This is a genomic window from Streptomyces sp. NPDC093568 (genome assembly GCF_044764945.1).
Classification (GTDB): domain Bacteria; phylum Actinomycetota; class Actinomycetes; order Streptomycetales; family Streptomycetaceae; genus Streptomyces.
This window is the reverse complement of sequence record NZ_JBIWJD010000002.1, coordinates 953235-976448: the sequence shown is the minus strand read 5'-3', so window position 1 is coordinate 976448 and position 23214 is coordinate 953235. Positions and strand designations below refer to the sequence as shown.

At 70.0% G+C, this 23214-nt stretch carries 20 protein-coding genes; 18 read left to right on the top strand and 2 right to left on the bottom strand.

All coding sequences use genetic code 11. The features are described from left to right. Positions 1-101 precede the first annotated feature (101 nt). The 7 genes from ACIRD7_RS13865 (at position 102) to ACIRD7_RS13835 (ending at position 9072) form a co-directional block, all read left to right on the top strand. Positions 102-1145 carry a hypothetical protein gene (locus ACIRD7_RS13865; protein WP_403453000.1) on the top strand — a complete coding sequence of 348 codons (1044 nt, stop codon included), beginning with the start codon at positions 102-104 and terminating at the stop codon, positions 1143-1145. After that, on the top strand, positions 1145-3349 hold the full coding sequence (locus tag ACIRD7_RS13860; protein WP_403452999.1) for a glycosyltransferase: 2205 nt from the start codon (positions 1145-1147) through the stop codon (positions 3347-3349). The genes ACIRD7_RS13865 and ACIRD7_RS13860 overlap by 1 nt, the downstream gene beginning before the upstream one ends. Further along, complete coding sequence (locus ACIRD7_RS13855) at positions 3346-4659, top strand: acyltransferase (protein WP_403452998.1); 1314 nt, start codon at positions 3346-3348, stop codon at positions 4657-4659. The genes ACIRD7_RS13860 and ACIRD7_RS13855 overlap by 4 nt, the downstream gene beginning before the upstream one ends. A gap of 39 nt (positions 4660-4698) precedes the next feature. Next, a complete protein-coding gene (locus tag ACIRD7_RS13850; RefSeq protein WP_403452997.1) occupies positions 4699-5151 on the top strand; it encodes a hypothetical protein in 453 nt (150 codons plus the stop codon). Positions 5152-5268: 117 nt separating this feature from the next. Further along, positions 5269-6201, top strand: coding sequence for a hypothetical protein (locus tag ACIRD7_RS13845; protein ID WP_403452996.1), 933 nt, complete (start codon positions 5269-5271; stop codon positions 6199-6201). 187 nt (positions 6202-6388) lie between these two features. Then, positions 6389-7771 carry a nitrate/nitrite transporter gene (locus ACIRD7_RS13840; protein ID WP_403452995.1) on the top strand — a complete coding sequence of 461 codons (1383 nt, stop codon included), beginning with the start codon at positions 6389-6391 and terminating at the stop codon, positions 7769-7771. A gap of 149 nt (positions 7772-7920) precedes the next feature. Beyond that, positions 7921-9072, top strand: coding sequence for a uroporphyrinogen-III synthase (locus tag ACIRD7_RS13835; RefSeq protein WP_403452994.1), 1152 nt, complete (start codon positions 7921-7923; stop codon positions 9070-9072). Positions 9073-9259: 187 nt separating this feature from the next. On the opposite strand, the gene ACIRD7_RS13830 is transcribed toward ACIRD7_RS13835, so the two are convergent. Beyond that, positions 9260-9772 (bottom strand): DUF1772 domain-containing protein, encoded by a 513-nt coding sequence (locus tag ACIRD7_RS13830; RefSeq protein WP_403452993.1) that lies wholly within the window; start codon positions 9770-9772, stop codon positions 9260-9262. Positions 9773-9990: 218 nt separating this feature from the next. Between ACIRD7_RS13830 and ACIRD7_RS13825 the strand changes: the two genes are divergently transcribed. The 6 genes from ACIRD7_RS13825 to ACIRD7_RS13800 all read left to right on the top strand — a co-directional run bounded on the left by ACIRD7_RS13825 (position 9991) and on the right by ACIRD7_RS13800 (position 17091). Continuing rightward, complete coding sequence (locus ACIRD7_RS13825; RefSeq protein ID WP_403452992.1) at positions 9991-10587, top strand: CGNR zinc finger domain-containing protein; 597 nt, start codon at positions 9991-9993, stop codon at positions 10585-10587. Positions 10588-10906: 319 nt separating this feature from the next. After that, on the top strand, positions 10907-11428 hold the full coding sequence (locus ACIRD7_RS13820; RefSeq protein ID WP_010039908.1) for a sigma-70 family RNA polymerase sigma factor: 522 nt from the start codon (positions 10907-10909) through the stop codon (positions 11426-11428). Further along, complete coding sequence (locus ACIRD7_RS13815; protein ID WP_403452991.1) at positions 11428-12258, top strand: anti-sigma factor family protein; 831 nt, start codon at positions 11428-11430, stop codon at positions 12256-12258. Before ACIRD7_RS13820 ends, ACIRD7_RS13815 begins: the two co-directional genes overlap by 1 nt. 69 nt (positions 12259-12327) lie before the next feature. After that, a complete protein-coding gene (locus ACIRD7_RS13810; RefSeq protein ID WP_403452990.1) occupies positions 12328-14694 on the top strand; it encodes a HelD family protein in 2367 nt (788 codons plus the stop codon). Between the two features lie 329 nt (positions 14695-15023). After that, the gene (locus ACIRD7_RS13805; protein WP_403452989.1) at positions 15024-16448 is read left to right on the top strand and encodes an NAD-dependent malic enzyme; all 1425 of its coding nucleotides are present in this window, start codon (positions 15024-15026) and stop codon (positions 16446-16448) included. 361 nt (positions 16449-16809) lie between these two features. Then, positions 16810-17091 carry an HU family DNA-binding protein gene (locus ACIRD7_RS13800; protein ID WP_007382399.1) on the top strand — a complete coding sequence of 94 codons (282 nt, stop codon included), beginning with the start codon at positions 16810-16812 and terminating at the stop codon, positions 17089-17091. Between the two features lie 301 nt (positions 17092-17392). On the opposite strand, the gene murA is transcribed toward ACIRD7_RS13800, so the two are convergent. Then, entirely contained in the window at positions 17393-18733 is a 1341-nt protein-coding gene (gene murA, locus ACIRD7_RS13795; RefSeq protein WP_403452988.1) for a UDP-N-acetylglucosamine 1-carboxyvinyltransferase, read from the bottom strand. Positions 18734-18986: 253 nt separating this feature from the next. Here murA and ACIRD7_RS13790 point away from each other — a divergent pair, with 253 nt between their 5' ends. The 5 genes from ACIRD7_RS13790 (at position 18987) to ACIRD7_RS13770 (ending at position 23205) form a co-directional block, all read left to right on the top strand. Beyond that, a complete protein-coding gene (locus tag ACIRD7_RS13790; protein WP_403452987.1) occupies positions 18987-19559 on the top strand; it encodes a YqgE/AlgH family protein in 573 nt (190 codons plus the stop codon). A gap of 29 nt (positions 19560-19588) precedes the next feature. Then, the gene (locus ACIRD7_RS13785) at positions 19589-19879 is read left to right on the top strand and encodes a DUF3039 domain-containing protein (protein ID WP_030946851.1); all 291 of its coding nucleotides are present in this window, start codon (positions 19589-19591) and stop codon (positions 19877-19879) included. 187 nt (positions 19880-20066) lie between these two features. Continuing rightward, positions 20067-21359 carry an extracellular solute-binding protein gene (locus tag ACIRD7_RS13780; protein WP_403452986.1) on the top strand — a complete coding sequence of 431 codons (1293 nt, stop codon included), beginning with the start codon at positions 20067-20069 and terminating at the stop codon, positions 21357-21359. Further along, positions 21356-22357 (top strand): carbohydrate ABC transporter permease, encoded by a 1002-nt coding sequence (locus tag ACIRD7_RS13775; RefSeq protein WP_403452985.1) that lies wholly within the window; start codon positions 21356-21358, stop codon positions 22355-22357. The genes ACIRD7_RS13780 and ACIRD7_RS13775 overlap by 4 nt, the downstream gene beginning before the upstream one ends. A 14-nt stretch (positions 22358-22371) precedes the next feature. Then, positions 22372-23205 (top strand): carbohydrate ABC transporter permease, encoded by an 834-nt coding sequence (locus tag ACIRD7_RS13770; RefSeq protein WP_403453086.1) that lies wholly within the window; start codon positions 22372-22374, stop codon positions 23203-23205. Positions 23206-23214 lie beyond the last annotated feature (9 nt).

Below are 23214 nucleotides of genomic sequence, written 5' to 3'. Positions count from 1 at the left end.
GGTCCCGTGGGGGGATGTGCGTGCGTGTGAAGAAGTGGCGAGAAGACGCCCAACCGGAATGGCCCGATGTGTCATCAGGGTCCGGAGCCGGCGGCTCTTCCGTGAGGGGTTCCCAGGGTGAGACCCAGGCCTTCCCGGTCACCGGGGAGACAGCGGTGCCCGGGGGCGACGAGACAGCGGTCCTTCCGCAGGCCGGAGCCGCCCGTCCCGCCGGAGCGGCGGACGGCTGGTCGGCCTTCGGACGGCCGTCGGCCCGCCCGAGCGGCACGCTCCCGACGACGTCCGGCGAGACCCGCCCCGGGGCCGCGGTCCGCGACCCCTGGGGCGACGAACCGGAGGAGCCGGCGGCAGCGGCCGAGGGCCGTACGGGCTCCGCGGGCGCGGCCGGGTCCGCCCGCCCGGACAACCCCGGCGCGACCCACGATCCGCACGAGGTCACCGTCCAGCTCGACGGCATAGGCCTCCAGCTCGACAACATGATCCGCGCGGCCAACGACGCCCCGCGCGGCGGCGACGGCTCGGACGGGCCGGTGTTCGTCGACGAGTCGGGCCGCCGCAGCCGCCGCTTCCGCCGTATCGGCATGGCGGTGGGCCTCGCCTGCGCGGTCTACGCCGTGGTCATCGTCGCCACGCTGCTGTCCGGCAACTCCGACGCGCCCTGGCTGCCCGTCGAGAACCCAGGCGAGAAGCCGGCCGGCCAGGTCGACACCCCGCCGCTGCCCGCCGAGTCGGCACCACAGCCCAGCGCCACCGGCAGCGTCTCGCCGGGGACCTCGCCGACCGCCAGTACCGATGCCTCCGTGTCCCCGGGCGCCGACGGCAGCACGCCCGGCGCGACGGCCACCTCCGAGAACCCCGGCACCTCGGCCGACCCGAAGCCGACCGCCTCGAAGACCGCCACCAACCCGGGCACGAACCCGACGCCGGATCCCGATCCGACCTCCGAGCCCACCTCCGACCCCGACCCCGACCCGAGCCCGACGGACGGCGGCGGCCCCACCGAGGAGCCGACCGATCCCGCGACCACCGAAGAACCCGCGAGCGGGACGGTCGCGAACGGCCCGAGCGACCCCACGCCCATCGCGCAGGAGCCGGACCCGACCGCCTCCGCGTCCGCCGCCCCGTCCCCGGAGTACACCTTCTGATGGCATCCCGCACCCGCCGTCACGGGCCCGCGACCGGAGCCCCCGACGGCTCCCGGCGCCGACGTGTGCCCATGCGCCTGCTGTTGCCCTCGCTCGTTCTCGTCGCGTTGATGGCGATGCTGATGCTGCGGGGTTACGTGCACAGCGAGATCCTGGCCGACCACCGCGTCCGCCCGCCCGCCTCCGCCGACCAGGTGCCGGAGAAGATCCTCAACGGCGGTCCCGTCATCGACACCCGCAGCGGCCGCACCGAGAGCCTGAGCATCCAGGACCACCGGCTCGTCCTCACCTTCGACGACGGCCCGGACCCCGAGTGGACCCCCAAGGTCCTTGACATGCTCAAGAAGCACGACGCGCACGCGGTCTTCTTCGTCACCGGAACCATGGCCTCGCGCTATCCCGACCTGGTCCGGCGCATGGTCGACGAGGGCCACGAGGTCGGGCTGCACACCTTCAACCACCCCGACCTCTCCTTCCAGTCGAAGAAGCGCATCGACTGGGAGCTGTCCCAGAACCAGCTGGCGATCAGCGGCGCGGCGGGCATCCGCACCTCCCTGTTCCGCCCGCCGTACTCCTCCTTCGCCGACGCCATGGACAACGAGTCCTGGCCGGTGACGGAGTACATCGGCAAGCGCGGCTACATCACGGTCGTCAACAACACCGACAGCGAGGACTGGCGCAAGCCCGGCGTCGACGAGATCATCCGCCGGGCCACCCCCAAGGGCGGCAAGGGCGCGATCGTCCTGATGCACGACTCCGGTGGCGACCGGCACCAGACCGTCCAGGCACTGGACCGGTTCCTGCCGGACATGCAGGCCGAGGGGTACGAGTTCGACAACCTCACCGAGGCCCTCGGCGCCCCCAGCGCCCACACCGAGGTCACCGGCCTCGACCGGTGGAAGGGCAAGGCCTGGGTCTTCCTGGTGCAGGCGTCGGACAACATCACGGGCGTCCTGGTGGTCGGCCTGGCGGTGATCGGCTTCCTGGTCATCAGCCGGTTCGTGCTGATGCTGCTGTTGTCCGGCATCCACGCCCGCCGGGTGCGCCGCCGCGGCTTCCGCTGGGGCCCGCCGGTCACCGAACCGGTGTCGGTGCTGGTCCCGGCGTACAACGAGGCCAAGTGCATCGAGAACACCGTCCGCTCGCTGATGGCCAGCGAGCACCCGATCGAGGTCATCGTCGTCGACGACGGATCCAGCGACGGTACGGCCCGGATCGTCGAGGCGATGGGCCTGCCCAACGTCCGTGTCGTCCGCCAGCTCAACGCGGGCAAGCCCGCGGCGCTCAACCGCGGTCTGGCGAACGCGCGTTACGACCTGATCGTGATGATGGACGGCGACACCGTCTTCGAACCGGCCACGGTCCGCGAGCTGGTCCAGCCCTTCGGCGACCCGCGCGTCGGCGCCGTCGCCGGCAACGCGAAGGTCGGCAACCGCGACTCCCTGATCGGCGCCTGGCAGCACATCGAGTACGTGATGGGCTTCAACCTCGACCGCCGGATGTACGACATGCTGCGCTGCATGCCGACCATCCCGGGCGCGGTGGGGGCGTTCAGGAGGTCCGCTCTCGAACGGGTCGGCGGCATGAGCGACGACACGCTCGCCGAGGACACCGACATCACCATGGCGATGCACCGCGACGGCTGGCGCGTCGTCTACGCCGAGAACGCGCGGGCCTGGACCGAGGCCCCGGAGTCGGTACAGCAGCTGTGGTCGCAGCGCTACCGGTGGTCGTACGGCACCATGCAGGCGATCTGGAAGCACCGCAAGGCACTGGTGGAGAAGGGCCCCTCGGGCCGCTTCGGCCGGGTCGGACTGCCCCTGGTCTCCCTCTTCATGGTCCTGGCCCCGCTGCTGGCCCCGCTGATCGACGTCTTCCTGCTCTACGGCCTGATCTTCGGCCCCACGCAGAAGACGATCGGCGCCTGGCTGGGCGTCCTGGCCATCCAGGTCGTCTGCGCCGCGTACGCCTTCCGCCTGGACAAGGAACGCATGACCCATCTGATCTCGCTCCCGCTCCAGCAGATCCTCTACCGCCAGCTCATGTACGTCGTCCTGCTCCAGTCCTGGATCACGGCCCTCACCGGCGGCCGCCTGCGCTGGCAGAAGCTGCGCCGCACGGGTGTCGTAGAGGCGCCCGGCGGGCCGGTACCGCGACAGCGGACGGCGGGCACGCGCGACGGTGATCGGAGGCCGGTCGGATGACGCACGGATACCCCCCGGCGGGCCCGGGAGCGCAGGCCGGGCCCGCGGAGCACGGATGGCCGGCGCCGACGTACGCCGTCCCGGAGCAGCGCACGGCGGAGCCGGAGACGGCCTCAGCCGCGCCCGAACCCGCCGCCCCCGCTCCCAAGAAGCCGGGCCGGGACCGCTATCTGGACCTGCTCCGCTCCATAGCCCTGGTCCGCGTGGTCGTCTACCACCTCTTCGGCTGGGCCTGGCTGACGGTGCTCTTCCCGTCCATGGGCGTGATGTTCGCGCTGGCCGGCTCCCTGATGGCCCGCTCCCTGAACCGCCCGGCGTGGGGCGTGATCAGGGGCCGTGTGCGCCGGCTCCTGCCGCCGTTGTGGGCGTTCAGCGCGGTGGTGCTGACGCTGATGATCGCGGGCGGCTGGAACCCGGCGAAGGACCCGGACCACGGCGGCACCTGGGCGCTGGTCGAGCTGGTCAACTACATCGTCCCGTTCGGCGCACCGCCGTTCCCCTGGCACATCGGCTCCCAGTCGGGCCTGCTGGAGGACACTTGGGCGGTGCAGGCGGCGGGTGTGCTGTGGTACCTGCGCGCCTATCTGTGGTTCGTGGTGGCGTCCCCGCTGCTGCTGTGGGCGTTCCGCCGGGCACCGTGGCCGACGCTGCTCGCCCCGCTGGGCCTGACGGCGGTCGTGGGCACGGGACTTGTCTCGATCCCCGGTGAAACGGGCAACGCGGTCACGGACTTCGCCGTCTACGGCAGCTGCTGGGTCCTGGGCTTCGCCCACCACGACGGCTTCCTGGCGAAGATCCCGCGCTATGTCGCCGTCTCCTGCGCGACGCTCGTGATGGCCTTCGGCCTGTGGTGGGCCTCGGGCCACCTCGGCCCCGACGGCTGGGACCTCAACGACATCCCGCTGGCCCAGGCGACCTGGTCCTTCGGCTTCGTGGTGATCCTGCTGCTGTACTCGCCGTCCTGGCAGGAGCTGCCCGGCAGACTCGCCAAGTGGGACAAGCTGGTGACCCTCTCCAACAACCGAGCGGTCACCATCTACCTCTGGCACAACCTCCTGATCATGGCCACGGTCCCGATCCTCGACCAGCTCTACGACCTGCCCTTCATGCAGGACGAACGCGCGACGGCGGCGCTGGACTCGACGTACATGATCTGGATGTTCTTCCTCGTGTGGCCACTGATCGGACTGGCCATCCTGGCCATCGGCTGGATCGAGGACCTCGCGGCGAAGCGGAGTCCGAGGCTGTGGCCGAACGGGGCGAAGAGCAGACGAGGGGCCTCGTCCCGAGCGGGCCACCGCGCGAAATAGAGATGCCGGCGCCGGGCCGGCCTCCGCAGAATTCCGGACATGTCCACGGACTTCAGCGGAATGATCGAGTGCAGGCCCGGCGCGAGGATCTGGGGAGAGGACGACGAGGACGCGATATGGCACGAGGCCATCGACCTCTTCGTCCTCAACACCGGTAACGCGTATGACGTACTCGCCTGCCTCTTCGGCGTACGCAACTCCTTCGGCTTCCGGCCGCTGGCCGAGGAGCGAGGACTGCCGGACGACGTCTCGGACTGCGTGAGGCAGCGGTTCCACGCCGAGGGCGGGGCCCGGGACAACTGGGGCCCGACCTGGATCACCTGGGCCGAGCTGACCGCCGCGGACTGGGACGAGACCGATCGTTCCGGCGCCCTCAGCCAGCACGCGGTCGCCGGGGCGGGGACGCACTGGGCGCCTGTCTGGGACGTGATGAAGACCCTGGCCGGGTTGCATGGGCCGGAGCATGTGCGGCTTGTTGTCTGGTTCTACTGATCACGGAACTCCGCCGACCGGCGTTCCTGCTGTCGGAAGCCCCGTGGAACACTGGCCGTGTTGCGGACGTGAACGGGGCGGCCCGAGGGGTTGGGGGCCGGTGGGGAGCTGGTGCTGGTGAGCAAGCGGCAGGTGCAGAAGATGCTGCGGTTGATCGCGAGTGGGGAGCCCGTCGAGCTCACCAGCCCCATGGCCTCCGTGAAGAAGCTCGCAAAGCTGGCCTTCATCGCCCAGCAGTTCGGGTACGAGTACATGGACGTACGGCAGAGCGGCGGGCGAAACAACGCGCTCGTCATGCTGATCGCGCCCGACCCCAGCCCCCAGGCCCGCGCCCGCGCCGCGCAGAACTGGGCGCAGTATCCGAACGCCAGTGACGGGGTGTCCGTACCGCCCCTCGTGCCCGACGCGCACGAGCTGCTCAAGGCCCGCATCAACTTCGACCTCACCGGCAGGCACGCCGAGAAGAAGATGTACTGGGCGGCGGGCGGTGTCACCCTCGGCTTCGTGGTCGCCGTCGCCAAGGCCGGCGGGGACGGCGACGCCGTCTTCTTCGCCGGTCTCGGATGGGCCGGGCTCCTCGCCTTGCTCGGGATCGGGCTCGTGGTGACGCGGAAGCGGAACGCCAAGTTCGCCGCCCGGCTCCAGGCCGCCGGGTTCATGCCGGTGACGGAGCAGGGCGGGCGGGTGCGGTACCTGCCGCCGGGCGGGCAGCTGCCGGGGCACGGGAATCCGTTCGGGGGCCAGGGTCCCTACGGCGGTCAGGCGCCGGCCGCTGCTCCGGCGGGTTACGGGTACGGTCAGCAGGCCCAGGGGCCGTACGGAAACCAGCACGGAAACCAGCCTGTGCCGGGGCCGTACGCCCCGCAGCAACCCGCCCCGCAGCAACCCATGCCCTACGGTCAGCCCTACGGTCAGCCGCAGCAGCCGTACGGCCGGCCGCAGCACTACCCCCAGCAGGCCGCCCCTCAGGCGCCGTATCCCCAGCCCGCCTACCCGCAGCCCCCGTACCCCCAGCAGAACCCCCACTGGCAGCCCCCGCAGCAGCCCTGACGCGCCTATACAGGGCACCTGTACAGAGGCGCGGCCAACAAACCTCTCATCCCCCCTCCTCACCCGGTGAGAGCAAAGTTCCTTTCCGGTCACCCGGTGCCACAGGGCGGAAACGCGCCCTCCCTACCTTCGGGACCAGCCACTCGAAGTACGAAGTGCGACCGAGCCCGAAGACCGTGGAGGCGTCATGACAGCCCCTAGCACAGCCCCCGCCTCGAGCAGGGGAGGCCGCTGGATCGACCACTGGGACCCCGAGGACGAGACGTTCTGGAACGAGACCGGGGAGAAGACCGCCCGGCGGAACCTCTTCTTCTCCGTGCTCTCCGAGCACATCGGGTTCTCCATCTGGACCCTGTGGTCCGTGATGGTGCTCTTCATGGGGCCGGAGTACGGGCTCACCCCCGCCGACAAGTTCACGATCGTCTCGATGGCCACGCTGGTCGGGGCCATCGTCCGGGTGCCGTACACCTTCGCCGTCGCCGTCTTCGGCGGCCGGATGTGGACCGTCATCTCGGCGAGCCTGCTGCTCGTGCCGACGGTCGCCGCGTTCGTGGCCATGGAGCCGGGCACGTCGTTCGGCACGTTCCTGGTGTGCGCGATGCTGGCCGGTGTCGGCGGCGGGAACTTCGCCTCCAGCATGACCAACATCAACGCCTTCTTCCCCCTCCGTAAGAAGGGGTGGGCGCTCGGCCTGAACGCGGGTGGCGGCAACATCGGCGTGCCCGTCGTGCAGCTCGTCGGTCTCGCGGTGATCGGCGCCAGCGGCGGGCCGCGAGTGCTGCTCGGGATCTACATCCCGTTCATCGTGATCGCCGCCGCCCTCGCCTGGCTGAAGATGGACAGCATCTCGTCCGTCAAGAACGACACCGGCGCCGCCAAGGACGCCGTGAGGGACGCCCACACCTGGATCATGTCCTTCCTCTACATCGGCACCTTCGGTTCGTTCATCGGCTACAGCTTCGCGTTCGGGCTGGTGCTCCAGACCCAGTTCGGCCGTACGCCGCTGCAGGCCGCCTACGTCACCTTCATCGGCCCGCTGCTCGGCTCGCTCATCCGCCCCCTGGGCGGCGCGCTCGCCGACCGGTTCGGCGGCGCGAAGATCACACTGTGGAACTACGTCGGCATGGCCGCGGCGACCGCCGTCATCGTCGTGGCCTCGATGCAGAAGTCGCTGCCGCTGTTCACCACCGCGTTCATCGCCCTGTTCGTGCTGAGCGGGCTCGGCAACGGCTCGACGTTCAAGATGATCCCCGGCATCTTCCACGCCAAGGCCCTCGCCAAGGGGCTCACCGGTGACGCGGCCGCCGCCTACGGCCGCCGGCTCTCCGGTGCCTCCATGGGCCTCATCGGCGCGGTGGGCGCGCTCGGCGGGCTCGGCATCAACCTCGCCTTCCGCCAGTCCTTCCTCACCGTGGGCTCCGGCACCGGCGCCTTCGTCGCCTTCCTCGCCTTCTACGGCCTCTGCTTCGCGGTCACCTGGGTCGTATACCTTCGCCGTCCGGCTCCCTCGGAGACGCACGCCACAGCGGCGACAGAGGCAAAGCCGCAGCTCAGCTACGCCGAGGTGTGACGTAACACCGCCGACATGAAGCCGAACCGAGTCTGTCACGCGCCGTTGACAGGCTCGATCGGCATGCCAGGTGGGCGGCATCACGGGACAGAGCCACCCGGAGCGACCACCTGATCCAAGCACCACGACTCGAGTGCGGGACGAGAGTTATGTACGACGAACAGCAGCAACCCGACCACGGGCCCCTAGCCGGGTTCACCGTGGGCGTGACCGCCGCGCGCCGCGCCGATGAGCTCGGGGCGCTGCTCCAGCGCCGCGGCGCCACCGTCGTGCACGCCCCTGCCCTGCGGATCGTGCCGCTCGCCGACGACAGCGAGCTGCTCGCCGCCACGAAGGAGATCATCCAGCGGACCCCGGACATCGTGGTCGCCACGACCGCGATCGGTTTCCGGGGCTGGATCGAGGCAGCCGACGGCTGGGGGCTCGGCGAGGACCTGCTGGCCCGGCTGCGCGAGGTGGAGCTGCTCGCGCGCGGGCCCAAGGTGAAGGGCGCGGTGCGGGCGGCCGGGCTGACGGAGGACTGGTCGCCGTCGAGCGAGTCGATGGCCGAGGTGCTGGACCGGCTGCTGGAGGAGGGCGTCGACGGGCGGCTCATCGCCGTACAGCTGCACGGCGAGCCGCTGCCCGGGTTCGTGGAGGCGTTGCGCGTCGGGGGAGCGGAGGTGCTGGGGGTGCCGGTGTACCGCTGGCTGCCGCCGGAGGACGTCGGGCCGGTCGACCGGTTGCTGGACGCCACCGTCTCGCGCGGCCTGGACGCGCTCACGTTCACCAGCGCGCCGGCCGCCGCGTCCCTGTTGTCGCGGGCCGAGGAGCGGGGGCTGCTGCCCGAGGTGCTGGCCGCCCTGCACCACGACGTCCTTCCGGCCTGCGTGGGGCCGGTGACCGCGCTTCCGTTGCAGGCCCACAATGTCGACACGGTCCAGCCGGAGCGCTTCCGGCTCGGTCCGCTGGTCCAGCTGCTGTGCCAGGAGCTGCCGGGGCGGGCCCGCTCGCTGCCGGTCGCCGGGCACCAGGTGGAGATCCGCGGTCACGCGGTGCTGGTGGACGGGGCGCTGCGGCCGGTGCCGCCCGCGGGGATGTCCCTGCTGCGGGCCCTGTCGCGCCGGCCGGGCTGGGTGGTCGCCCGCGCCGAACTCCTGCGCGCGCTGCCGGGTGCCGGGCGGGACGAGCACGCGGTGGAGACGGCGATGGCCCGGCTGCGTACGGCCCTTGGGGCGCCGAAGCTGATCCAGACGGTGGTGAAGCGGGGGTACCGGCTGGCGCTGGATCCGGCGGCGGACACCAAGTACGCGGACGTGTGAGGCTCTCGCCCGCCCCCCGGCGGACGGCCGGCCGAAGCCGAGGGGTGTTCGCGGCGGGGGGCGGGTGAGGGCGTGTGGTGTTCGCGGCGGGGGGCGGGTCAGGCCGTGTGGCGTTCGCGCGTTGGACGGGCCGGTGAGGCCGTGTGGCGTTCGCCCGGCAGACGGGCCCGGTGAGGACGAGTACCGCTCACCCGGCAGACGGGCCGGCCGAGGCCCAGTCGCGCCGATTCCTGCCGTACCCCACCAGCGCCGCACCCAGGCACCCCAGCGCGACCGTCGACAGCACCGCCCGCACCACGTTCCACACCACCCACGCCCCCTCGAACTCCTCCCGCAGGTCAGCCGGTTCCCCGGCCCCCTCAAGCCCGTTGTTCAGCGGGATGTTGAAGCCGACCGTGACCAGGAAGGCAAGCGCGTACACCGCCAGCGCCGCCCAGACCCGCCTCCGGTACGGCTCGCCGCGCAGCTGCCACGCCGACACGCCCGTGAGTACCAGCGCCCCCAGGAAGCCCAGCAGGAACACCGGGTTCTGGATCACGTCGTTGATGTCGCGCATGACCTCGACGAACACCCGGTCGTCGCTCCTCGCCAGCCCCGGCATCACGGCGCAGGCGAACACGTAGAAGCTCCCGGCGATCAGGCCCATCGCGAGGGTGGCCGCGCCCAGTACGGTTCCGGCGATCGTGTCGTTTCGTGTCATGTCCTTCAGTCAACGGGCCTCCACTGCCCGCGCACATGGCCCGCACGCGCAGCCCCATACGCCGTCGTCCAGCGCCCGCAGGCGGTACGAGGGGTTCCGGCCCCGCCACCGGGCAGGCACTGTTAGAGGGAGCGGTTCATCAGCACGGTTCCCCAGCTCTCCTCACGGCACCTCACCGACCCCTCCTGACCGGGTGACCCCTAGGCGGTGACAGGCACATGGCACTGGGTATGGCCACGGGCGCGTACGAGTTGCGCTTCGACGCCGGGCGGATCTGTCTGGACCTCCTCGCGACCACGCACCCCGAGGAACACCTGGACTCCCTCGAGGTGTTGTGCGCCTGGATCGTCGGCGCCGGCCTCGTCCCACCCGGCACCCCGCTCGCCCACGCCGACGCCTCCTGGTCCGTCGCCTTTCGCGAACTGCGCGGACGTATCGGACAGTTGGTGCGAGCCGGTCTCACCCCCGAGCCCTGGCCGTCGTACGACATCGCGCTCGCCCGCGTGAACGACATCGCCCGTGCCGCGCCCCCGGCCCCCCGTGCCGTACGCGGTGAAGACGGCACCCTTGTGCGCGAGTTGGATCATCCGCCCGAGTGCGCCGCCCTGCTCGGCGCCGTCGCGCGGGATCTCGTGGAGCTGCTCACCGACCCCGTCGCGCGGGCCGGGCTGAGGGAGTGCGAGGGGGACAACTGCCCGATCGTTTATCTCGATACGTCCCGGGGGCGCAGGAGGCGCTGGTGCTCCAGTGAGGTGTGCGGGAACCGCGAAAGGGTGGCCCGGCACCGTCGTCGCGCGGCACTCTCGCGCACCTGACCGTCCGTTATGTGCCTTCTGTGAAACCGCCGTCGAAGTGATTTCGATTACATGTCGTTTACCTACGCACCCGTAGGGAAGCTTCGAATCGATCTTGCCGATGTGGTGGAAATGTAAAGATCGCACGGTGGGAATGTGCTGCCATGTCCCGCTCGTCACGTCACTCCGCAGAAAACTGTCGCCTCACTTTGAACACTCAACGGGCTGCTTCCGTACGGGTAGTCGAGCGACCGACTGGGGGAACCCCCGGACATCGGAGGTGGGCGTGCGCAAGGATTCCGTCGTGGCCAATGAACGTGGATCGAGGGCCCGACATCGCATGTCCCAGCCCTCGGAACCAGATGAGGAGCTGATGCGTGCGCTGTACAGAGAGCACGCCGGACCCCTCCTTGCGTATGTCCTTCGACTGGTCGCCGGTGATCGGCAACGAGCAGAGGACGTCGTGCAGGAGACGCTCATCCGTGCCTGGAAGAACGCCGGACAGCTCAATCGAGCGACCGGATCGGTACGCCCCTGGCTGGTGACGGTCGCCCGGCGCATCGTCATCGACGGCCACCGCAGCCGGCAGGCCCGGCCGCAGGAGGTCGATCCGTCGCCGCTGGAGGTCATCCCCGCGGAGGACGAGATCGACAAGGCGCTGTGGCTGATGACGCTGTCGGACGCACTCGACGACCTGACCCCCGCCCACCGGGAGGTCCTCGTGGAGACCTACTTCAAGGGGCGTACGGTCAACGAGGCGGCCGAGACGCTGGGCATACCCAGCGGCACCGTCCGCTCCAGGGTCTTCTATGCCCTGCGGTCGATGAAGCTGGCTCTGGAGGAGCGGGGGGTGACGGCGTGATGAGTGTTTACGGGGGAAACCAGGGATTCGGGATGGGCGGTTCGGGTATGTCTGGACCCATGACGGGACATCCGGTTCCGAGCGAGCACGAGACCGTCGGCGCCTATGCCCTCGGGATTCTCGACGACGCCGAGGCAACCGCTTTCGAGGCACATCTCGCGACCTGCGAGTGGTGCGCCCAGCAACTGGACGAGCTCGCCGGAATGGAGCCCATGCTGGCCGCGCTCGCGGACCTGCCCGGTTCCGGTTCGCCCGCGATCGGCGAGTCCCTGTCGGCGAAGCCCAGCCCGCGCATGGTGAACAGCCTCGTCGACGAGGTCGCCGAGCGGCGCGCCCAGAAGCGCCGGCGCAGCTTCTACATGGTGGCCGCCGCGGTGGCGCTGATCGTCGGCGGTCCGGTCGCCGCGATCGCGACGACGGGCAGCGACTCGGGCAGCGGCGGCGACACCAACAAGACCGTCGTGGCGAACCCCGCCAGGGACCTGTTCAACAGCATCGGCGACAAGGTCTCCGGCAGCGACGCGTCGACCAAGGTCAGCGCGACCGTCGCGATGTCCGAGAAGCTCTGGGGCACCGAGACCGCGCTTGAGCTCAAGGGCGTCAAGGGCCCGCTCAAGTGTTCCCTGATCTTCGTCAGCAAGGACGGCGAGCGCGAGACGGCCGCGTCCTGGTCGGTTCCGAAGTGGGGCTACGGCATCCCGGACGCCGAAACCGAGCAGGCCAGGAACCCGCTCTACGTCAGCGGCGGCGTGTCCATGGCTCCCGGCGACGTCGACCATGTCGAGGTCATGACCTTCGACGGCGACAAGCTCGTCGAGGTCGACGTGTAGTCGACGTAGCTTTTCCGGGTCCCCTTCGCGTACGGTTGACGGCTGCCCAGCACGTCAGAAGGGGGCCCGGTGGCCGCTCAGGCTCAACAGGAAACCGCGCTCGAAGACTCCCTGAGAGACCGAGAGATCGGCGTCGAACAGGAACACCTGGACCGGGTGTACCGGCGTCTCGAGGAGAAGATCCACGAGGCGGAGTTCCTCATGAACGACGCGGCCAAGCGCGGCCAGGTCGGCACTCCCGGCGCGCTCGCCGAGCGGGACGCGCAGGTCTTCCGGGCTGGTGTCCACCTCAACCGGCTCAACAACGAGTTCGAGGACTTCCTCTTCGGCCGCATCGACCTGCTGCGCGGCAAGGACGGCAAGAAGGGGCCCGACGGCGCCTACACCGCCGTCGAACCCGCCGAGGGCGCGGTGCGCGACGACAACACCGCCGACATCGCCGAGACCCTGCACATCGGCCGCATCGGGGTGCTCGACCAGGACTACGCCCCGCTGGTCATCGACTGGCGGGCCCCGGCCGCGGCGCCCTTCTACCGCTCCACGCCGGTCGACCCCGGGCGGGTCGTACGGCGCCGGGTCATCCGCTCCAAGGGCCGCAAGGTCCTCGGTGTCGAGGACGACCTGATGCGCCCCGAGCTCAAGGCCCTGCTCGGCGGGCACGAACTGCCCGTGATCGGCGACGGCGCCCTCATGGCCGCCCTCGGCCAGGCCCGCACCCACACCATGCGGGACATCGTGGCGTCCATCCAGGCCGAGCAGGACCTGGTCATCCGCGCCCCCGCCGCCTCGGTGACCTACGTCGAGGGCGGCCCCGGCACCGGCAAGACGGCCGTCGCCCTGCACCGCGCCGCCTACCTGCTCTACCAGGACCGGCGCCGCTACTCCGGCGGCATCCTGATCGTCTCGCCGACCCCGCTGCTCGTGGCGTACACCGAGGGCGTGCTCCCGTCCCTCGGCGAGGAGGGGCAGGTCGCCATCCGCGCGATCGGCTCGCTCGTCGACGGCGCCGAGGCCACCCTGTACGACTCCCCGGCCACGGCCCGCGCCAAGGGCTCGTACCGCATGCTCAAGGTGCTGCGGAAGGCGGCGCGCGGCGCGCTGGAGCTGGGGCCGGGCGGCCGGAGCGCCGGCGCGGACCGCGCGGGGCAGCTCGCCTTCGGCGACGACGACACCGCTCAGGCCCCGGCCGGACCTCCCACCCGGCTGCGGGTGGTCGCCTTCGGGCGCCGGCTGGAGCTGGAGGCCGACGCGCTGGACCGGATCCGCCGGGCCGCCCTCGGCGGCACCGCACCGGTGAACCTGCTGCGCCCGCGCGCCCGCAAGCTGCTGCTCGACGCCCTGTGGGCGCAGTCCGGCGGCGCCTCACGGCACACCGACCCCGAGCTCGCCGCCGAGCTGCGCTCCTCCTTCGACGAGGACGTCACCTCGGAGGACAGCTTCATCGCCTTCCTCGACGCCTGGTGGCCGGAACTGACCCCGAAGACGGTTCTGGAGGCGATGGCCGACGAGCGCCGCCTCGGCCGCTGGGCCCGCCGGATCCTCAACCCGGGCGAGATCCGCAAGGTGGCCCGCTCGCTGAGGCGGGACGGTCTGTCCGTGCACGACATCGCCATGCTCGACGAGCTCCAGGCCGTCCTCGGCGTCCCGGCCCGCCCCAGGAAGAAGCGCGAGCTGGACCCGCTCGACCAGCTCACCGGCCTCGAGGAGCTGATGCCGACGCGCGAGGAGTCGCAGCGCGAGCGCGCCGAGCGGCTCGCGGCCGAGCGCACCGAGTACGCCCACGTCATCGTCGACGAGGCCCAGGACCTCACGCCGATGCAGTGGCGCATGGTCGGCCGCCGCGGCCGGCACGCCACCTGGACGGTCGTCGGCGACCCGGCCCAGTCCTCGTGGTCCGACGTGGACGAGGCGGCCGAGGCCCGCGACGAGGCCCTCGGCACCCGCCCGCGCCGCCGCTTCCAGCTCACCGTGAACTACCGCAACCCGGCCGAGATCGCCGAGCTCGCGGCGAAGGTGCTGGCCCTCGCGATGCCCGGCTCGACGGCGCCCTCGGCGGTCCGCTCCACCGGTGTGCGGCCCCGCTACGCCGTCGTGGGGGACTCCCTCGCACAGACCGTCCGGGACGAGGCCGCCCGGCTGCTCGGCCAGGTCGACGGGACGGTCGGCGTCGTGGTCGCCATGCAGCGGCGCGAGGAGGCGGCCAAGTGGCTCGCCGGGCTCGGCGACCGGGTCGTGGCGCTCGGCAGCCTGGAGGCGAAGGGGCTGGAGTACGACGCCACGATCGTCGTCTCCCCGGCGGAGATCGCGGACGAGTCCCCGGCCGGCCTGCGCGTGCTGTACGTCGCGCTGACCCGGGCGACCCAGCAGCTGACGGTGGTCTCCGGGGACCGGGACGAGCCGGACGCGTCCGGGGTGCCGGACCTGCTCAGAGATTGATCCGAATGAACCACCGGTACGGGAATGGCCCTACGGGATCTGTTTGTTAGCCTGGGTGTGGCACCGGCTCGATCCAAGCCCCCGGGCCCAACCTTCGTCGCTACGAGCGACCACTTGCCGCGAGGCGAGCATGGCGGGTCGGTGTCATGAACGAAAGGAAGAGGTCCACGTCACCATGTGACGTGGACCTCTTCCTTTCGGCGTTCCCCGTGAGGGCGTGGCGAACAATACGTTCGCAATCCGAGCCCGGCTAACTCCTACTCAGCGGTAGGTGCGACGATCGGGACGGCATACCAAGCGACACACGGTGAAAGCAGAGGAAGTCGGCCATGGCAACGGCGCCCAGCGTCTCCTACTCGATGACGGTCCGGCTGGAGGTGCCCGCGAGCGGAACCGCGGTGTCCCAGCTCACCGGAGCCGTCGAGTCCCACGGAGGCTCGGTGACCGGCCTCGACGTGACCGCATCCGGCCACGAGAAGCTCCGGATCGACGTCACCATCGCCGCGACCTCCACCGCGCACGCCGACGAGATCGTCGAGCAGCTGCGCACCATCGAGGGCGTCACGCTGGGCAAGGTCTCGGACCGTACGTTCCTCATGCACCTCGGCGGCAAGATCGAGATGCAGTCCAAGCACCCCATCCGCAACCGTGACGACCTGTCCATGGTCTACACGCCGGGTGTGGCCCGCGTCTGCATGGCGATCGCCGAGAACCCCGAGGACGCGCGCCGCCTCACCATCAAGCGCAACACCGTTGCGGTCGTGACGGACGGCTCCGCCGTCCTCGGCCTCGGCAACATCGGCCCGATGGCCGCCATGCCGGTCATGGAGGGCAAGGCGGCCCTCTTCAAGCGCTTCGCCGACATCGACGCCTGGCCGATCTGCCTCGACACCCAGGACACCGACGCCATCGTCGAGATCGTCAAGGCCATCGCCCCCGGGTTCGCCGGCATCAACCTCGAGGACATCTCCGCCCCGCGCTGCTTCGAGATCGAGGCACGGCTGCGCGAGGCCCTCGACATCCCCGTCTTCCACGACGACCAGCACGGCACGGCGATCGTCGTCCTGGCCGCCCTCACCAACGCACTTCGCGTGGCGGGCAAGGCCATGGAGAACATCCGGGTCGTCATGTCCGGTGCCGGCGCGGCCGGTACGGCCATCCTCAAGCTGCTGCTCGCCGCGGGCGTGAAGAACGCGGTCGTCGCCGACATCCACGGCGTCGTGCACGCCGGGCGCGAGGACCTCCGCGAGGCCCCCGCGGACTCGCCGCTGCGCTGGATCGCCGACAACACCAACCCCGAGGGCCTGACCGGCACGCTGAAGGAGGCCGTGCGCGGCGCGGACGTCTTCATCGGTGTCTCGGCCCCGAACGTGCTCGACGGCGACGACGTGGCCGCCATGGCCGACGACGCCATCGTGTTCGCGCTCGCGAACCCGGACCCCGAGGTCGACCCCGCAATCGCCCGTCAGACGGCCGCAGTTGTGGCCACGGGCCGCTCCGACTTCCCGAACCAGATCAACAACGTACTGGTCTTCCCGGGCGTCTTCCGCGGTCTGCTGGACGCTCAGTCCCGCACGGTCAACACGGACATGATGCTCGCGGCCGCGAAGGCGCTGGCGGACGTGGTGACCGAGGACGAGCTGAACCCGAACTACATCATCCCGAGCGTGTTCAACGACAAGGTCGCGGGCGCGGTCGCCGGGGCGGTGCGGGAGGCGGCGAAGGCCGCGACGCCGGCGACGTCGGCCCAGTAATCACCGGGTCTCGGCGCCTCACAGCCCCGAAAAGTGTGTGTGGGCTGTGAGGATCGCCACGGCAAGCCCTTGTAACGGCGCGTCGTGGAACCAAGGGCCTTGGGAGGCCGTTTATCGTGACGCGAAGCTCAGGCCCTCTCTTCGTGTGACTCCCAAGGGTGTTCTCACGACTCCTCCGGGTGCCGGATTGGCTTTACCGCCGCAGGTAGGGGCAGGATGCGTCCCTGGGCGCGAGGGTCTGACGACGGACCCGGGTCCGGGGACTGTCCGAGGACCCTGGCAGCATCGGCTCCGCTGTGCCCAATATGCGGCTCCGCCGCGTGGCACGCCTCAACAGCAAGAAGAACACGGGAGTAACAACATGAACCGCAGTGAGCTGGTGGCCGCGCTGGCCGACCGCGCCGAGGTGACCCGCAAGGACGCCGACGCCGTGCTGGCCGCGTTCGCCGAGACCGTCGGCGAGATCGTCGCCAAGGGCGACGAGAAGGTCACCATCCCCGGCTTCCTGACCTTCGAGCGCACCCACCGTGCCGCTCGCACCGCGCGCAACCCGCAGACCGGCGACCCGATCCAGATCCCGGCCGGCTACAGCGTGAAGGTCTCCGCGGGCAGCAAGCTCAAGGAAGCCGCCAAGGGCAAGTAAGGGCGCCTGATCGCCGTTACGGCTTGGCGCCGTGGGCGGCTGCGGGCCCGTTGTGGCTGGTCGCGCAGTTCCCCGCGCCCCTTGAGGGCGCTGCACTGAACGCCGATGGGGCGGCCCCCCGAATCCGGGTGGCCGCCCCATCGGCGTTCTGCTTTGTGTGTGTCAGCCGAGTGCCTTGCCCGGCAACTCGACCTTCGCGCCCAGCTCCACGAGCTTCTCCATGCTGTGTCGATCCGGGGGATAACCCCCGGACCCCCAGCCGAAGACGGGCGTGTTCCGGGCCGGTATCACGCGATCTGCGTCAGCCGAGTGCCTTGCCCGGTAGTTCGACCTTCGCACCCAGCTCCACGAGCTTCTCCATGAAGTTCTCGTAGCCGCGGTTGATGAGGTCGATGCCGTGGACCCGGGACGTGCCCTGGGCCGCGAGGGCCGCGATGAGGTACGAGAAGCCGCCGCGCAGGTCGGGGATGACCAGGTCGGCGCCCTGGAGCTTCGTCGGGCCGGACACGACCGCCGAGTGCAGGAAGTTGCGCTGGCCGAAGCGGCAGTGCGAACCGCCGAGGCACTCGCGGTAGAGCTGGATGTGGGCGCCCATCTGGTTCAGCGCGGAGGTGAAGCCGAGGCGGGACTCGTAGACCGTCTCGTGGATGATGGACAGGCCCGTGGCCTGCGTCAGGGCCACCACCAGCGGCTGCTGCCAGTCCGTCTGGAAGCCCGGGTGCACGTCCGTTTCGAGCGCGATGGACTTCAACTGCCCGCCGGGGTGCCAGAAACGGATGCCCTCGTCGTCGATCTCGAAGGCACCGCCCACCTTCCGGTAGGTGTTGAGGAACGTCATCATCGAGCGCTGCTGGGCGCCGCGGACGTAGATGTTGCCCTCGGTCGCCAGCGCCGCGGACGCCCAGGAGGCGGCCTCCAGGCGGTCCGGGAGCGCGCGGTGGGTGTAGCCGCCCAGCTTGTCCACACCGGTGATGCGGATCGTGCGGTCGGTGTCCATCGCGATGATGGCGCCCATCTTCTGCAGGACGCAGATGAGGTCCTCGATCTCGGGCTCCACGGCCGCGTTCGAGAGCTCGGTGACGCCTTCGGCGAGGACGGCCGTGAGCAGCACCTGCTCGGTCGCGCCGACGGACGGGTACGGCAGCTTGATCTTGGTGCCGCGCAGCCGCTGCGGAGCCTCCAGGTACTGGCCGTCCGCCCGCTTCTCGATCTTCGCGCCGAACTGCCGCAGCACCTCGAAGTGGAAGTCGATGGGCCGGCCGCCGATGTCGCAGCCGCCGAGGCCGGGGATGAAGGCGTGGCCGAGGCGGTGCAGCAGCGGGCCGCAGAACAGGATCGGGATGCGGCTGGAACCCGCGTGGGCATCGATGTCAGCGACGTTCGCGCTCTCGACGTGCGAGGGGTCCATCACCAACTCGCCCGGTTCCTCACCCGGACGGACCGTTACCCCGTGCAGCTGCAGCAGACCGCGTACGACACGTACGTCACGGATGTCCGGTACGTTACGCAGTCGACTTGGCTCACCGCCCAGCAGAGCGGCGACCATCGCCTTCGGTACGAGGTTCTTCGCACCGCGGACACGGATCTCGCCCTCCAGCGGGGTTCCGCCGTGGACAAGCAGGACATCGTCGTTGACGGTCATGTATCTCGCGTTCCGATGAGTTGGGCAGGGGCCAGGAGGGAAAGGGTAATCGCCGTCGACCCCCCTTCTGTAAGCCCAAGTACGGCTCAGGAACGTCATAGCTCTGTCACAACACGAACGGTTCCCCGTCGGGCACGAGCGGTCACCACCCCGGCCGTGCGCCGGGCGGCGCTTCCGTCCGCCCTGAGCTGCATTCACTCCCGAACCGGCATTGCCTCCCCACACGAAGGGAAGATGCGGGATCATGTCTGGCATGACCGAGGTGTCCTCGCTCACAGGGCGGTTGCTCGTGGCAACGCCCGCCCTGGCGGACCCGAACTTCGACCGTGCGGTCGTGCTCCTTCTCGACCACGACGAGGAGGGCTCGCTCGGTGTCGTCCTCAACCGTCCGACGCCCGTGGACGTGGGCGACATCCTGGAGGGCTGGGCCGATCTCGCCGGCGAGCCCGGCGTCGTCTTCCAGGGCGGCCCGGTGTCCCTGGACTCGGCGCTCGGCGTCGCCGTCATCCCCGGCGGGGCGTCCACCGAGAGCGCCCCGCTGGGCTGGCGCCGGGTGCACGGCGCGATCGGGCTCGTGGACCTGGAGGCGCCGCCGGAGCTGCTCGCCTCGGCCGTCGGCTCGCTGAGAATCTTCGCCGGGTACGCCGGCTGGGGGCCGGGCCAGCTGGAGGACGAGCTGGTGGAGGGCGCCTGGTACGTCGTCGAGTCCGAGCCGGGCGATGTGTCCTCGCCGTCGCCGGAAAGACTCTGGCGTTCGGTGCTGCGGCGCCAGCGCAACGAGCTCGCGATGGTGGCCACCTATCCGGACGACCCTTCGCTCAACTGATGCGTGTGAGCTTCAGTACTCTTGGCGGTATGAGCACTCTCGAGCCCGAGCGCGGGACTGGTACGGGGACCCTCGTCGAGCCCACGCCGCAGACTTCCCACGGCGACGGCGATCACGAGCGCTTCGCCCACTACGTCCAGAAGGACAAGATCATGGCGAGCGCCCTCGACGGTACGCCCGTCGTGGCGCTGTGCGGCAAGGTCTGGGTGCCCGGCCGCGACCCGAAGAAGTACCCCGTGTGCCCCATGTGCAAGGAGATCTACGAGTCCATGGGCGCCGGCGGCGGCGACGACAAGGGCAAGGGCGGCGACAAGAAGTAGCCCTCCTGCGGCCTGAGGTCCGCGAAGGCCCCCGGGGGCGCGTTCAGACGCGCCGCCGGGGGCCTTCGCGTGTCACGAAGTGGTTGAGACCTCTTGTGGACATGTTCACGCAGTCCCTAGGCTCCGTTGCGTTGTGCAGAGCGAAACTGTCATTGCATATGTTGCAACGCGTCCGGAGGACCGCTCCATGAAGCTCGCTCCCAGACTCGCCGTCCTGCTCACCGCCCTGGCCGTCACGGCCTGCGCTCCGCAGACCTCCGACAACTCCTCCTCCGACAAGGACGAGAAGACCGGCACCCTGCGGGTCTGGCTCTTCCAGGAAGTCGGCAACAAGCCGAAGGAGAAGGTCGTCGACTCCGTCGTCACCGCCTTCGAGAAGGAGCACGAGGGCACGAAGGTCGAGGTCGAGTACATCCCGGTCGAGACCCGCGCCCAGCGCGTCAAGGCCGCTTTCAACGACCCGAAGTCCGCCCCCGACGTCATGGAGTACGGCAACACCGACACCGCCGGCTATGTGAAGGACGGCGGACTCCTCGACGTCACCGAGGAGTTCGGCGACTGGAGCGAGGCGAAGGACACCGACCCCACCGCCGAGCAGTCCGTCACCGTGGACGGCAAGATCTACGGCGCCCCCTTCTACGTCGGCGTCCGCGCCCTGTACTACCGGACCGACGTCTTCGAGGAGCTCGGCCTCGAAGTCCCGAAGAGCATGGCCGAGTTGGCGACCGCGGCCCGCGAGATCCGCGCCGCGAAGCCCGAGCTGTACGGGCTCGTCGTGGGCGGCGCGTACACCTACGGCGCGATGCCGTTCGTGTGGGCCAACGGCGGCGAGATCGCCACGGGCAAGGGCGGCTCGTACGCCTCGGCGATCGACAGCGCCGCCGCCCAGAAGGGCATCAAGGCGTACACCTCCCTCTTCTCCGACGACAACTGTCCCGCCGCCAAGTGCGCCGGCATGGGCGGCAACGACACGGTCACCGCGTTCGCGGCCGGCAAGGCGGGCATGGCGATCGGCGGCGACTTCAGCCACGCGGCCGTGGAGGCCGGGAAGGTCAAGGGCAAGTACGCGGTCGTGCCGCTGCCCGGGGTGACGGCCGGGTCCGTCGCGCCGGCGTTCGCCGGGGGCAACAACATCGGCGTCCTGAAGAGCACCTCGCACCGGACGCTGGCGGTTCAGCTGATGGAGCGGCTGGCCTCGAAGAAGACGCAGGCGTCGATGTTCGAGGCGATGGGGTTCCTGCCGACGTTCGGGGACGTGCGGCAGAAGGCGGCGGCGGAGAAGCCGTATGTGAAGCCCTTCGTGGAGACCCTTGCCGCGGGTACGAAGTTCGTTCCCGCCTCGCCCGCGTGGTCCGAGATCGACTCCTCTCTTGTGCTGCCGACGATGTTCCAGGAGGTCATCAGCGGTAAGAAGGATGTCGCCGGGGCCTCGGGGGATGCGGCGAAGAAGATGGATGAGGCGTTCGGGTCCGTCGGATGACAGCGCCTACCCGGGTGGGGGCTGCGGATCGGTCGCGAGTGCCGGCCGCCGGTGGCTTGTCGCGCCTGCGCGGCGGTAGCCGCAAATTCAACACAGCCCCGCGCCCTTACCGGCGTCCGCGTGGGCGGAATCAGAAGGCACCCTGGCTCTATCTCGCCCCCGCCCTCGTCGTCCTCGGCGGGCTGCTCGTCTACCCCGTCTACCAGCTCGGGCTGATCTCGTTCTTCGAGTACACCCAGGCACAGATCAGCGGCGGTGAGCCGACCACCTTCCAGGGGTTCGGGAACTACTCGGAGCTGTTCTCGGATCCGCAGTTCTGGCAGGTGCTGCTCGCCACGGTCGTCTTCGCGGCGGCCTGTGTCGTCTCGACGCTCGCCGTCGGGTGTGCCCTCGCCGTGCTGCTCACGCGCGTGCGGGCCGTGCCGCGGCTGGCGCTGATGCTGGCCGCGCTGGGGGCGTGGGCGACGCCGGCCATCACCGGGTCGACCGTGTGGCTGTTCCTGTTCGACCCGGACTTCGGGCCGGTGAACCGGCTCCTGGGGCTCGGTGACCACTCCTGGACGTACGGGCGTTTCAGCGCCTTCTTCCTCGTCCTGCTCGAAGTGGTGTGGTGCTCCTTCCCGTTCGTCATGGTGACGGTGTACGCCGGGATCCGCTCGGTGCCGGCCGAGGTGCTGGAGGCCGCCGAACTGGACGGTGCCTCGCAGTGGCGGGTCTGGCGATCGGTGCTGGCGCCGATGCTGCGGCCGATCCTGGTGGTCGTCACCATCCAGTCGGTGATCTGGGACTTCAAGGTGTTCACCCAGATCTACGTCATGACGAACGGCGGCGGCATCGCCGGGCAGAACCTCGTGCTGAACGTGTACGCCTATCAGAAGGCCTTCGCGTCCTCGCAGTACGGTCTCGGCTCGGCGATCGGCGTCGTGATGCTGCTGATCCTGCTGGCGGTGACGCTCGTGTATCTGCGGCTGCTGCGCAGGCAGGGGGAGGAGCTGTGAGGGCCGTGAACCCGATGAGTCCCGTACGGCGTCCCTGGCGGCTGGTCGCGGAGGCGTCCGCGCTGCTGATCGCCGTGGTGGTGGCGTTCCCGCTGTACTGGATGGTGCTCAGCGCCTTCAAACCGGCCGGGGAGATCGAGTCGAGCGAGCCGCGGCCGTGGACACTGGACCCCTCACTGGATTCCTTCCGGCGGGTCTTCGAGCAGAACGAATTCGGCCGTTACTTCGTCAACAGTCTCGTCGTCGCCTGCACCGTGGTGATCGCCTCCGCGCTGATCGCGTTTCTCGCGGCGACCGCGGTGACCCGATTCCGGTTCCGCTTCCGGACGACCCTGCTGATCATGTTTCTGGTGGCCCAGATGGTGCCGGTGGAGGCCCTCACCATCCCCCTGTTCTTCCTCATGCGAGACTTCGGCCAACTGAACACGCTCGGGTCGCTGATCCTGCCCCACATCGCCTTCTCGCTGCCGTTCGCGATCTGGATGCTGCGGGGGTTTGTGAAGGCCGTTCCGGAGGCCCTGGAGGAGGCCGCCTACATCGACGGGGCGAGCCGGTCGAGATTCCTGTGGCAGATCCTTTTCCCGCTGGTCTTCCCGGGGCTCGTGGCCACCAGCGTTTTCTCCTTCATCTCCGCCTGGAACGACTTCCTCTTCGCCAAGTCCTTCATCATCAGCGACACTTCGCAGTCCACCCTGCCGATGGCCCTGCTCGTCTTCTACAAGCCGGACGAGCCCGACTGGGGCGGGGTGATGGCGGCCTCCACGGTGATGACGATTCCGGTGCTGATCTTCTTCGTACTCGTCCAGCGCCGGCTGGTGTCCGGGCTGGGCGGAGCGGTCAAGGACTGAAAGGCCTGA